Annotated in this window: 12 protein-coding genes and 1 pseudogene; 9 read left to right on the top strand and 4 right to left on the bottom strand. The window is 67.1% G+C overall.

Annotated elements, in window-relative coordinates:
• Window positions 1–169: 169 nt before the first annotated feature.
• Entirely contained in the window at window positions 170–607 is a 438-nt protein-coding gene (locus tag RMO23_RS18005; RefSeq protein ID WP_309684220.1) for a hypothetical protein, read from the bottom strand.
• A gap of 27 nt (window positions 608–634) precedes the next feature.
• On the opposite strand from RMO23_RS18005, the gene RMO23_RS18000 reads away from it, so the two are divergent.
• The 5 genes from RMO23_RS18000 (at window position 635) to RMO23_RS17980 (ending at window position 5,438) form a co-directional block, all read left to right on the top strand.
• Complete coding sequence (locus tag RMO23_RS18000; RefSeq protein WP_309684219.1) at window positions 635–829, top strand: hypothetical protein; 195 nt, start codon at window positions 635–637, stop codon at window positions 827–829.
• A 44-nt stretch (window positions 830–873) separates the two neighbouring features.
• Entirely contained in the window at window positions 874–1,944 is a 1,071-nt protein-coding gene (locus tag RMO23_RS17995) for an NAD(P)H-dependent oxidoreductase (protein WP_309684218.1), read from the top strand.
• A 228-nt stretch (window positions 1,945–2,172) separates the two neighbouring features.
• A complete protein-coding gene (locus RMO23_RS17990; RefSeq protein ID WP_405041634.1) occupies window positions 2,173–2,976 on the top strand; it encodes an endonuclease/exonuclease/phosphatase family protein in 804 nt (267 codons plus the stop codon).
• Between the two features lie 175 nt (window positions 2,977–3,151).
• On the top strand, window positions 3,152–4,462 hold the full coding sequence (gene clsB, locus RMO23_RS17985; RefSeq protein ID WP_309684217.1) for a cardiolipin synthase ClsB: 1,311 nt from the start codon (window positions 3,152–3,154) through the stop codon (window positions 4,460–4,462).
• Between the two features lie 7 nt (window positions 4,463–4,469).
• Window positions 4,470–5,438 carry a lysylphosphatidylglycerol synthase domain-containing protein gene (locus RMO23_RS17980; RefSeq protein WP_309684216.1) on the top strand — a complete coding sequence of 323 codons (969 nt, stop codon included), beginning with the start codon at window positions 4,470–4,472 and terminating at the stop codon, window positions 5,436–5,438.
• Between the two features lie 73 nt (window positions 5,439–5,511).
• Here the strand turns inward: RMO23_RS17980 and RMO23_RS17975 are convergent, their stop codons facing one another.
• Window positions 5,512–6,675 carry a metallophosphoesterase gene (locus RMO23_RS17975; RefSeq protein ID WP_309684215.1) on the bottom strand — a complete coding sequence of 388 codons (1,164 nt, stop codon included), beginning with the start codon at window positions 6,673–6,675 and terminating at the stop codon, window positions 5,512–5,514.
• A gap of 228 nt (window positions 6,676–6,903) precedes the next feature.
• Between RMO23_RS17975 and minC the strand changes: the two genes are divergently transcribed.
• The 4 genes from minC to RMO23_RS17955 all read left to right on the top strand — a co-directional run bounded on the left by minC (window position 6,904) and on the right by RMO23_RS17955 (window position 10,599).
• Window positions 6,904–7,662: a septum site-determining protein MinC gene (gene minC / locus RMO23_RS17970; protein ID WP_309684213.1), complete on the top strand. Its 759-nt coding sequence runs from the start codon at window positions 6,904–6,906 to the stop codon at window positions 7,660–7,662.
• Between the two features lie 52 nt (window positions 7,663–7,714).
• Window positions 7,715–8,530 carry a septum site-determining protein MinD gene (minD, locus tag RMO23_RS17965; RefSeq protein ID WP_309684211.1) on the top strand — a complete coding sequence of 272 codons (816 nt, stop codon included), beginning with the start codon at window positions 7,715–7,717 and terminating at the stop codon, window positions 8,528–8,530.
• A gap of 6 nt (window positions 8,531–8,536) precedes the next feature.
• Window positions 8,537–8,800, top strand: a complete 264-nt coding sequence (gene minE / locus RMO23_RS17960; RefSeq protein ID WP_309684210.1) for a cell division topological specificity factor MinE — start codon at window positions 8,537–8,539, stop codon at window positions 8,798–8,800.
• A gap of 98 nt (window positions 8,801–8,898) precedes the next feature.
• Entirely contained in the window at window positions 8,899–10,599 is a 1,701-nt protein-coding gene (locus RMO23_RS17955; RefSeq protein ID WP_309684208.1) for an AarF/UbiB family protein, read from the top strand.
• A gap of 85 nt (window positions 10,600–10,684) precedes the next feature.
• On the opposite strand, the gene RMO23_RS17950 is transcribed toward RMO23_RS17955, so the two are convergent.
• Window positions 10,685–10,885: a hypothetical protein gene (locus tag RMO23_RS17950; RefSeq protein WP_309684206.1), complete on the bottom strand. Its 201-nt coding sequence runs from the start codon at window positions 10,883–10,885 to the stop codon at window positions 10,685–10,687.
• 306 nt (window positions 10,886–11,191) lie between these two features.
• Window positions 11,192–11,888 (bottom strand): annotated as a pseudogene (locus tag RMO23_RS17945) (hypothetical protein); the annotation flags it as partial.

Below are 11,888 nucleotides of genomic sequence, written 5' to 3'. Positions count from 1 at the left end.
CGCAGAGTTGAGTTCACCTTAGCGCGCACAAAAGCCCTTGCCCCTAGTCCAGACGAACCAGCGCGTGTAGGAAATTCCCCCAATGTTTTGCTTTTTGCATCGATTTTTTACGATTTGTCACGCCGCAAAAAGACCGCTCATTGCGAGCGGTCTTTTTGCCCGAAAGCCATCAGCTCTTGGAGGTCGGCGTTGCAGAGGTTTGCACATCGAGGGCGGCATTGCCCGTCGGGTTGCTGCGCGGATTGGCGGGGTTGCTCGAAGAGCCGCCGGCTGCCAGCTCGGCCCTGCGTTTGGCGCGTGCGGCCAGCTTTTCTTCCTTGCTGACGGTGACGACCGGCGGCTTGTCGACTTGCGGGTCTTGCCTGGAGCCGGCGTCGGGGATGGCATGGCTGGCGTTGGCGGCGGCCCTGACATCGGCGCGCTTCATCTTGTCGGTCTCGGTCACGGCCATCCGCTTCACGGCCGGGGCCACCATCGGATCCTGTTTGGAGCCGGCGTTGGGAATGGCATTGCTGGCGCCAGCCGTCTGCGCAAAGGAAGGGGCCGCCAGCAACACGGTGGACAGCAGGGAGGCTGCGGCGGCAGCCATCAGGGTGCGTTGTTTCATGTCAAATCTCCGGGTGGTTCATCAAAGTTGAAAGTCCATCAAAGCAACCGGACAAAACCTTTTTCTGTCTGGTTGCCAGTTAGTCTGGCTGGCGCCGGGCTTCTTACAGCCGTTCGCGCCGATTTGAAGGGAATGAAGAAATCCGGAACCATTCCACCAGCCGGCGCCGCACGGATCGGCCTGCTCTCCTACACCGCGCCCAGCGGCCGCCAGCAAAAATGAAGCCAGCCGGCGCATCGCCCGCCGCCCAAGATCAAGGACAAGCCATGACTGAAATCCGCAAGGGCCAGGCGCCCCCCGTGCTGTCGCGCCAGCTGTTTCACGAGCGCTTCATGCAATCCTTCATGGACCCGGCGTTCAGGGCCGAAGAGGCCGCGCTCTCGCGCGTCGAGGCGCTTGCCTGGGACGCCTACCAGCAAGGCCGCAAGGCGCCGCTGACGCGCAAGGCCGGGCCCGGCTATGCCGACCCGGACTATGACCTGTCGGTGGAATGGCTTGACACCAGGGCCCGGCTTGAAAAGGCCCAGGCCGCGTGGCAAGACCCCGCTTGCGCCTCGCGCGTGCTGCTCATCAACGGCTCGGCGCGCAACGATGGCAGCTGCCCCGGCGAGATCTCCAAGACCTTTCGCATGACGCAGTGGGCCGAGGAAGTGCTGCAGCAGTCGCAGCTGCAAACCGACGTGCTGGACCTGAGCCTGCTGACCTCCAGCTACCACCTCAACATCCACCCCTGCAAGGGCTGCGTCTCGACCGCGATGCCGCTGTGCCACTGGCCCTGCAGCTGCTACCCGAACCATTCGCTGGGGCAAACCAGTGACTGGATGGCCGAGCTTTACGAGCGCTGGACCGCCGCCCACGCCGTCATCATCCTGACGCCGGTGTACTGGTACCAGGCCCCGAGCCCGCTCAAGCTGATGATTGACCGGCTGGTCTGCGCCGACGGCGGCAACCCCGACCCGACCTCGACCCACGGCAAAAAACCGGCCGAGGCCAAGGAACTGGAACTCAGGGGCTGGGACTATCCCAAGCACCTGGCGGGCCGCGCCTATGGCCTGGTGGTGCATGGCGATGTCGCGGGCATCGAGGGCGCGCGCCGCAGCCTGTCGGACTGGCTCGACTGGATGGGCCTGATCGACGCCGGCAGCCAGGCGCGGCTGGACCGCTATGTCGGCTACTACCAGCCCTATGCCACCAGCCATGAGGCGCTGGACGCCGACAAGGCGCTGCAGGCCGAGGTGCGCAACGTCGCCAGCGCGGTCGCCAATGCGGTGCAGGCCCTGCGCGCCGGCACCCTGTCGCAGCCCGACCGGGGCCTGGCCCGGCCCCGGCCCAAGTAAGGCGCGGCGTCACGCGACATCACGGAAAGCGCGGGTGACTTGCCGCAAAGAAGTTAACGTCCTACAGTGGCCTGAAGCCCCGCGGGCAAAAATGGCTGTTCTGCCGCCCCGTCCGCTCGCCACCCCTGATCGCCCATGCCCGCAAAAACTCCCAAATCATCGCCCTCCGACGCCCCGTCCGGCCTGACCGTGGAGGTGCCCCGGCCCAAACGCGCCCGGCGCGTCAACATGGCGGCGGTCGAGGCCGACACCCAGACCGCAATGGCCGCCGCCAGCCCCCAGTCCTCGTTTTCCTTCAAGGTGCTCACGGTCAACATCCACAAGGGCTTTACTTTTTTCAACCGCAAGTTCATCCTGCCCGAGCTGCGCGAGGCGGTGCGCACGGTGGGGGCCGATGTGGTGTTCCTGCAGGAAGTGACGGGCAACCATGCCAAGCATGGCGACAAGTTCGACAACTACCCCGACACGCCGCACTACGAGTTTCTGGCCGACACCATCTGGCCGCAGTTTGCCTATGGCCGCAACGCCGTCTACACCAACGGCCACCACGGCAACGCGGTGATGTCCAAGTTTCCCATCGTGAAGTTTGAAAACCGCGATGTCTCGATCAGCGGCCCCGAGCGGCGCGGCCTGCTGCACTGCGAGCTGCAGATTCCGGGCCGCAGCGTCAACGTGCACGCGATCTGCGTGCACCTGGGGCTGATGGAGTCGCACCGTGCCCAGCAGATCGACATGCTGTGCGAGCTGGTGCACAAGGACATTCCGGCCCACGCGCCGGTGGTGGTGGCCGGCGACTTCAACGACTGGCGCCACCGCGCCCACGACCTGCTGGAGCACAAGGCCGACCTGCACGAGGTGTTTGTGCAGGCCCACGGCAAGGCCGCGCGCACCTTTCCGGCGCGCCTGCCGCTGCTGCGGCTGGACCGCATCTATGTGCGCAACGCCATCGGCCACGCGCCGGTGGTGCTGCCGAGCAAGCCCTGGTCGCACCTGTCGGACCACGCGCCGCTGGCGGCCGAAATCGAACTCTAGAAATGTTGGCCCCCACGCTTTTCACTGCGTGTAATGCGCTGCCCCCCGAGGGGGTTGGCCTTGCTTGGGGCGGCCCGGCGCTGCGGCCCTTGGCCCCCACGCTTTTCACTGCGTGTAATGCGCTGCCCCCCGCGCGTCTTAATGCGTCTGCGACGCTGCCTGCCGGGTGAGTGCCATGAGCAAGTGGATAGGCGGCAACCAGTTTGCGCTGCTTGAAAACGGTGAGGAATATTTCCCGCGCGTGTTTGAATGCATTGCCGCGGCCGAGCGCGAGGTGGTGGTCGAGACCTTCATCCTGTTTGAAGACAAGGTCGGCCAGGCGCTGCATGCGGCGCTGCTGAGCGCGGCGGCGCGCGGCGCGCAGATCGACCTGACGGTGGACGGCTACGGCTCGCCCGAGCTGTCGGCCGGCTTCATCGCGGCGCTGGTCGACGCCGGGGTGCGGGTCCATGTGTTTGAGCCCGGCAAACGGCTCTGGGGCTGGCGCACCAACCTGTTTCGCCGCATGCACCGCAAGATCGTGGTGGTCGATGGCCAGCGCGCCTTTGTCGGCGGCATGAACTATTCGGCCGATCACCTCGGCGACTTCGGCCCGCTGGCCAAGCAGGACTACGCGGTCGAGATGACCGGCCCCATCGTCAGCGAGATTCACCAGTTTGTGCAGCGCGCGCTGGCCGCCGGCCAGCGCAATGCCGGCGCCACGCTGACCGGGCGGCTGCGCGAACGGGTGTCGGCCCAGGCCAGCAACCTGAGCCACCGGCTGCGCGGCGATGCAGCAGCAGCGGCCGACGACGAGGCGGCGGCGCAGGCCAGCGAGGGCGCGGCCGCGATTTTTGTCACGCGCGACAACCGCAAGCACACCAACGACATCGAACGCCATTACCGCATCGCCATTCGCGGCGCGCGCCAGCGCATCGTGATTGCCAACGCCTATTTTTTCCCCGGCTACCGGCTGCTCAAGGAAATGCGCAAGGCGGCGCGGCGCGGTGTCGATGTGCGGCTGATTCTGCAGGGCGAGCCCGACATGGCCATCGTCAAAACCGCCGCCAACCTGCTGTACCCGCACCTGATGGCCGCCGGCGTGCGGATTTACGAATACTGCGAGCGGCCGCTGCACGGCAAGGTGGCGCTGTCGGACGACGAATGGGCCACGGTCGGCTCCAGCAACCTCGACCCGCTGAGCCTGTCGCTCAATCTCGAAGCCAACGTCATCATCAAGGACCGCGCCTTTAACCAGCACCTGGCGGCGCGGCTGGAGCACCTGATGCAGCACAGCTGCAAGCAGATCCGCCCCGAGGATCTGGGCCAGTCCGGCATCTGGCGCAGCGTGCGCAGCTTTTTTGTGTTTCACCTGCTGCGCCGCTACCCCTCATGGGCCGGCTGGCTGCCCGCGCATGCGCCGCGCATCACGCCCGTCATAGCGCCGGCGACGGCACCGCCAGACCCGGCAGGCGCTGGCGCCGTCAAGCAGGCCGACCCCGCCTGAGCCCGTCATGGCCCACCACCCCAAAAGAACGAAATTGACCCGCAGAGCCTGGTGGCCGTGGTTCAAGCGCGGCGCCACCGCGCTGTTTTTCATCCTGGTGGCCGGCCTGCTGATCTCGCAGGCGCGCAACATCGAATGGGCCCAGGTCTTCAGCGCGCTGCGGCGCTACCCGCTGGCGTCGGCCTGGGAGGCGGTGCTGCTGGCCATCACCAGTTTCACGCTGTACAGCTGCTTTGACCTGCTGGGCCGCCGCTACACCGGCCACAGCCTGAGCGCGCCCACGGTGATGACGGTCACCTTCGTCAGCTACGCCTTCAACCTCAACCTCGGCTCGCTGGTGGGCGGGGTGGCGTTTCGCTACCGGCTCTATTCCCGGCTGGGCCTGCGCACCGGCACCATCACCCGCGTCATGTCGCTGAGCATGCTGGCCAACTGGATCGGCTACCTGCTGCTGGCCGGCCTGGTGTTCAGCCTGATGCCGCCCAGCCTGCCCGCGAGCTGGCCCATCACCCGCCTGCACCTGCGCCTGATCGGCTTGGTACTGCTGGCGATTGCCGCCGCCTACCTCGCGCTGTGCGCCTTCAAGCGAAAGCGCACCCTGCAGGTACGCGGCCACGGCATCGAGCTGCCCTCGATCGGGCTGGCCAGTTTGCAGCTGCTGATGGGGGCCAGCAACTGGCTGGTCATGTCGGGCATTATTTTTATCCTGTTTCAGCAGCGCATCGAGTTTCCGGCCGTGGTCAGCGTGCTGCTGCTGGCCGCCGTGGCCGGCGTCATCACCCACATCCCGGCCGGCCTGGGCGTGCTGGAGGCGGTGTTCGTGGCCCTGCTGTCGCACCTGATGCCCCATGCCGAGCTGCTGGCCGCGCTGGTGGCCTACCGCCTGATCTACTACGTCACCCCGCTGGGCATCGCCGCCGTGCTGTACCTGGTGATGGAACTCAAGGCCAGGCAGCTGGCGGCGTCGGCCGCTTGAATTTTTCGCGTGCTACCAAATTAATAGCGCGCCACGCACATTCTGTCGGGGCTAAAGCCTGTTTTGACCCCCATCAGACGGCCACCAGGCGCAACTCGGTAATTTCCGACGGCGCGCCAAAGCGCTTGGGCGGGCCCCAGTAGCCGGTGCCCCGGCTGGTGTAAACCCACAACTTTTGCAGCCGGTGCAGGCCCTGGGTAAACGGCTGCTGAAAGCGCACCAACAGGTTCCACGGCCAAAACTGCCCGCCATGGGTGTGGCCCGACAGCTGCAGGTCAAAGCCGGCCTGGGCCGCCGCCACCGCGCTGCGTGGCTGGTGCGCCAGCAGCAGGCGCAGGCCAGCCGGTGCGCCATTGAGGGCGGCCTGCGGGTCGCTGCGCTGCGCCGGGTCGTAGTGGCCGGCGCTGTAGTCGGTTACCCCGGCCAGCACCAGCGGCGCGCTCGCGGCGCCGGGCGTTCCGGGCGCTACAGGGTGGTGGATCACCACATGTTGATTCAGCAGCACCGTCAGCCCGAGGCGGCGCAGCTCGTCAATCCAGGGCTGCGCGCCCGAGTAATACTCATGGTTGCCGGTGACAAAATAAGTGCCGTGGCGCGACTTCAGCCCGGCCAGCGGCGCCACCTGCGCGGCCAGCTCGCTGACCTTGCCGTCCACCAGGTCGCCGGTGATCGCCACCATATCGGCATCCAGCGCATTGACCTTGTCCACGATGCGGCGCAGGTAGCGCTGCTTGATGGTCGGCCCGACATGGATGTCGCTGATCTGGGCCACGGTAAAGCCGTGCAGCGCGGCCGGCAGGCCTTCGATCGGCACCTCCACCCGCACCACCGCCGCGGTGCGCCTGGCGTTCAAAAAGCCCAGCAGCGTGACCGCCAGCGCCAGCAGCGGCACGGCCCCGGCCGAGCCGGCGCGCCAGCTTGCCAGCGCCAGCCGGCCCGGCGCCAGCGCATTGGCCAGCCACAGCAGCAGCAAGGCCGCGTCGCGCGCCAGCGTCAGCACCAGCAGCGACGAAAACAGCCCCATCAGCAGCAGCCCGACCCAGCTCAGCACATCGGCCAGCGGCGCCCTGGCCACGCGCTGCCCCAGCAGGCCCAGCGGCATCAGCAGCGCCGACAGCAACAGCCCGGCCATCAGCAGCGGCTGAGCCACCGGGTGCGCCGCCAGCCCGGGCACAAGACTTGCTCCGATGTACAGATGGAGCAGGGCAGACACCGACAGCAGCGGCAAAAAGGGCATAAAACTCCAGAAAACGGGGTGACAGCTGCTGCATATGGGTGCGGCGCGGCCCCGTTCAATGGCTGCCGGCGGCCAGCGCGGCGGCCTGGCGTTTCATCCGCTCACAAGTGCGACAATCCCTGTCACGCGAATGCCCTTTTTTCAAGCTACCCTGCAGACTCCCGTTTTCCCCCTCCCCCGGCCTGCCTTTTTTCCGGCTCCTGTTCAGCCTCACCCGTCTCTGCCCCCATGACTGTTGCCATCTCGGCCACCACCCCCGCCACCTTTGAAATCAAAAGCGCCAACCTGCCCCTGGTGGCGCTGCTGCTCAAGTCCCCCGACCTCGCCGCCCTGGCGCGCGAGCTGACGCTGCGCTTTGGCGACATCCCCGATTTTTTTGACCAGGACCCGCTGCTGATCGACCTGTCGCCGCTGCAGGCCGGCGGCCATGAAGGGGCCGAGGTCGACTTTGACGCGCTGATTCCGCTGCTGCGCAGCTACCGGCTGCTGCCGATGGCCTTCAAGGGCGGCAGCCCGGCGCAACAGGCCGCCGCGCGCCAGGCCGGCCTGCTGCCGGCGCCCGACGCCCACCCGCTCAACCCGCGGCCCGCCGCCGCTGCGCCCGCTACCCGCTTGGCCCCGCCACCGGCGCCCGCCGAGGCCGCGCCGGGCGCGCTGGTCATCGACAAGCCGCTGCGTTCGGGCCAGCAGGTGTATGCGCGCGGCCGTGACCTGGTCGTCATGGCCATGGTCAATGCCGGCGCCGAGGTGATTGCCGACGGCCACATCCATGTCTATGCGCCGCTGCGCGGCAAGGCCATGGCCGGCGCCCGCGGCAACACCGAGGCCCGCATCTTCGCGCTGGCGCTGCAGGCCGAGCTGCTGAGCATTGCCGGCGTCTACCGCACCAGCGAAACCCCGCTGCCCGCCAGCGTGCAGGGCAAGCCGACGCAGGTGCGGCTGGTGCCCGGCCCAGAAGGCGACAAATTAGTGATGCAAGCCTTGTAATCAGGCTGCAGCGAATCCGGCACCCATTCATCTTCAAAAGGACTTTTACCCCATGGCAAAAATCATAGTCGTCACCTCCGGCAAGGGCGGCGTGGGCAAAACCACCACCAGCGCCAGCTTTGCCACCGGCCTGGCCCTGCGCGGCCACAAGACCGCCGTCATCGACTTCGACGTCGGCCTGCGCAATCTTGACCTGATCATGGGCTGCGAACGCCGCGTGGTGTATGACCTGATCAACGTGATTCAGGGCGAGGCCAACCTGCACCAGGCGCTGATCAAGGACAAGCAGTGCGACAACCTCTATGTGCTGGCCGCCTCGCAAACCCGCGACAAGGAAGCGCTGAGCAAGGAAGGCGTCGAAAAAGTGCTGACCGACCTGAGCGCCATGGACTTTGAATACATCATCTGCGACTCCCCGGCCGGCATCGAAACCGGCGCGCTGATGGCCATGCATTTTGCCGACGAAGCGCTGGTGGTGACCAACCCCGAGGTCTCCTCGGTGCGCGACTCCGACCGCATCCTGGGCATGCTGTCGAGCAAGACCAAGCGCGGCATGGAAGGCGGCGACCCGATCAAGGAACACCTCTTGATCACCCGCTACAACCCGAGCCGCGTCGACCAGGGCCAGATGCTGTCGCTCGAAGACATCAAGGACATCCTGCGCATCAAGCTGATCGGCGTGATCCCCGAGTCCGAGGCTGTGCTGCAGGCCTCCAACCAGGGCGTGCCGGCCGTGCACATGGAAGGCAGCGATGTCTCGGAAGCCTACAAGGACGTGATTGCCCGCTTCATGGGCGAAGACCGGCCGCTGCGTTTTACCGACGCGCCCAAGGTCGGCTTCTTCAAACGCGTGTTTGGGGGGAAGTAAGACGCCATGGCTTCATTCCTGTCTTTTTTGCTCGGTGAAAAGAAAAAAACCGCCAGCGTCGCCAAAGAGCGGCTGCAAATCATCCTGGCGCACGAGCGCTCGGGCCGCAACAGCCACGAACCCGACTACCTGCCGGCGCTTCAGCGCGACCTGATCGCCGTGATCTCCAAATACATCCACATCAATCCCGACGACATCAAGGTCCATCTGGAGCGCCAGGACAACCTTGACGTGCTCGAAGTCAAGATCGAGCTGCCGGACAAGAAGTAGGCGCCCACCGCTACTGAATTGGTAGCTGGCGGGTCAGGCTCCGCACCGGCTTGCGCTGCATCAACCCCTTGGCGCCAGGCCGGGGCTATCATCCACTCATGATGCTTGGGACTCTGGGCGCGGCGCGCGACATCGGCCGCATCAACGAGATTGCCAGCGTGCTGATTCGCCATGGCCTGGGCGACACGGTGCGCCGCATGGGGCTGGCCGACATGCTGGAGCGCGCCGGCCATGTGCTGAAGTGGGACAGCGCCGCCGACCTGGCCCGCATTGAGCCGCCGGTGCAGGTGCGCCTGGCCATGCAGGAACTGGGCCCCACCTTCGTCAAGCTCGGGCAGATTCTGGCCGGCCGCGCCGACCTGTTTGGCCCCGAATGGATTGCCGAGTTTCAGCGCCTGCACAGCCATGTGCCCGCCGTGCCGCTGCACGCGCTGTTGCCCCAGCTGCGCGAAGACCTGGGCGGCGAGCCCGACGCCATTTTTGCCCGTTTTGACGTAGCGCCGCTGGCCGCCGGCTCGATTGCCCAGGTGCACCGCGCGCAGTTGCACGACGGCACCGAGGTCATCGTCAAGATCCGCCGCCCCGGCATCGAGGCCGTGATCGAGGCCGACCTGCGCCTGCTGGGCACGCTGGCCGGCATTGCCGAAACCCGGCTGCCGCGCCTCAAGCCCTATCACCTGCGCCAGCTGACGCTGGAGTTTGCGCGCTCGCTGCGGCGCGAGCTCGATCTGGCCGCCGAATGCCGCAGCGCCGAACGCATTGCCGCCAATTTTGCCGACGTGCCGCAGGTGGTGATTCCGCGCGTGCATTGGGCCCACACCGGCGCGCGCGTCAACACCCAGGACTTCATCAGCGGCATTGCCGGCGACCAGCTTGAGGCGCTGACGCCCGAGGCCGGCTTTGACCGCTCCCTGCTGGCGCAGCGCGGTGCCCGCGCCGTGCTCAAAATGATCGTGCAGGACGGCTACTTTCATGCCGACCCGCACCCCGGCAACGTGTTCTACCTGCCCGGCAACCAGATTGCCTTTATCGACTTTGGCATGGTCGGCCGCCTGTCGGCGCACCGGCGCGACGAGCTGCTGCAACTGCTGCTGGGCCTGGTCGAGCGCGATGCGCAGGCCGTGGCCGAGGTGCTGATGGACTGGACCAGCGACGAGCGCGGCCAGAACCTGGCGCAGCTGGAAGCCGAGATCGAGGCCTTCGTCGACCAGTACCACGGCACGCCGCTGGCGCAGCTGTCGCTGGGCCAGATGCTGGCCGACGTCACCACCATCTTGCGCGAGCACCACCTGGCACTGCCGTCTGACCTGGCGCTGCTGATCAAGGCCTTCATCACGCTAGAAGGCATGGGCCGCGGCCTGGTGCCCGGCTTTCACATGGCGACCGAAGCCCTGCCGCTGCTGCGCGAGGTGATGCAGGCACGCTACCAGCCCCAGGCCATGGCCACGCGCGGCGGGAAGGCGCTGCGCCGCGCCCTCAGCATCGCCGAACAGCTGCCGCACGACCTGTCGCGCCTGCTGCGCAACGCGCGCCGCGGCCACGTCAGCGTGGCGATCGAGCTGGCGCACCTCAAGCGCGTTGGCGACCAGATCGACCGCGCCGCCAACCGGCTGGCCATGGCCCTGGTGATTGCCGCGCTCATCATCGGCTCGTCCATCGTCATGAACGTGCAGGGCGGCCCCACCCTGTTCGGCCTGCCGGCCTTCGGCTTTTTGGGGTTTTGCGGCGCCGGTGCGGGCGGCCTGTGGCTGCTGCGCGCCATCTGGCGCAGCAGCCGGCATCCGGTTGACGAAGATTGAACGCCGGCGCGGCGCGCTCTGGTTGCTATTATTTTAATAGCTGACAAGGCACATGCCACCTGGGCTAGCGGCGTTTTAAGCCCAATTAATGGCCCTTGGTGGTGCCCCGGCGCGACTGCGTCTGGTTGCCGCTGCCAATATGCGCCTCGCGGTCAGTGCGGCTGTCGGGCGTGCGCTGGCCCTGGTTCAGCTGGGTCTCGGCCTGCTCGCCCATCTTGTTGCTGTCGTTCTCAACCTTGCCGCTGTGCGGCGCCTGTTTGTCACGCGGGTTTTGTTTGCTGGTCATGGGGGTTTCCTTGGCAGGTGGGTGGAAGAAAAAGTAGCGTTGGCCTTCGCACTTTGCCGACGCGACGGCGGCAAAGCCATGCATCGCCTGGGTCCATTGTGGAAACAAGCCGCCAGCCGCCGTGTCAGACAGCGCCGCCGCCCCCTGCGCGACAAAGTAAGGTCGTAAACCGCGCCAACCGCCTGGCAATGCTTGTTTGATCCTTGAACCGGCCAAAAAAAGCAGCACCCGCCGTTGGGCAAGTGCTGCGTTGAGGTTGAAGCCGCCCGGCCGGGCCGGGCAAGCCTCGGGGGCGTGCCTAACGGCTCAGCGGCTCAGCGTGCCGCCCTGAACCGCAGCGCCGGCCTTGACATTGGCATCCACGCTGGCGCCGGCACCCATCGCCCGGGGCGCCCCGGCATTGCCGCTGTAGCCGCCACTGCCCGCGGCACCCACGCCAGCCGCGCCCTGCACCCCGCTGTTGACCGCGCCAGCCACGCCCCCCGTTACCCGCTTGCCAGACCGCACGGCCGCGCCGCCCATCGCCTGGCCGGTGTCACGCACACCGCCCAGCACGCGGGCTGCCCCGCTGGTCACGCCGCCAACCGCGCCGTTGACCGCGCCCGAGGCATTCACAGCGCCGCCGGCCTGCACATCCGCAGCGGCAGCGCCACCAGCGCCGGTCATGGCGACGGCCCCCAGGGCCGCAGCGCGCTGCTCGGCCGTGACCGCGCTGTTCGCGCCCGAACGCACACCCCCCTCAACGCCGGCATTGACGCCCACCTGGGCGCCGGCATTGGCATTGGCATTGGCATTGGCACCCACATTAGCGCCGGCATCGGCGTTGGCCGAACCCTTCACCGCAGTCACCGGCGTGCTGCCTGCACTGCCGCCCGTTGCCAGGCCCGCAACACCGTTCAGGCCCACCCCGGCGCCCAGCACACCCCCCAGCAGCGGGCCGGCGGCCACCGTCACGCCGGCATCGCCGCGCAAGGCAGCGCCAAGGCCCGGCACGCCCGCCTGC

Origin of the sequence: Polaromonas sp. (assembly GCF_031411155.1) — a bacterium.
Classification (GTDB): domain Bacteria; phylum Pseudomonadota; class Gammaproteobacteria; order Burkholderiales; family Burkholderiaceae_C; genus Polaromonas.
This window is presented reverse-complemented; position numbering and strand designations above follow the sequence as displayed.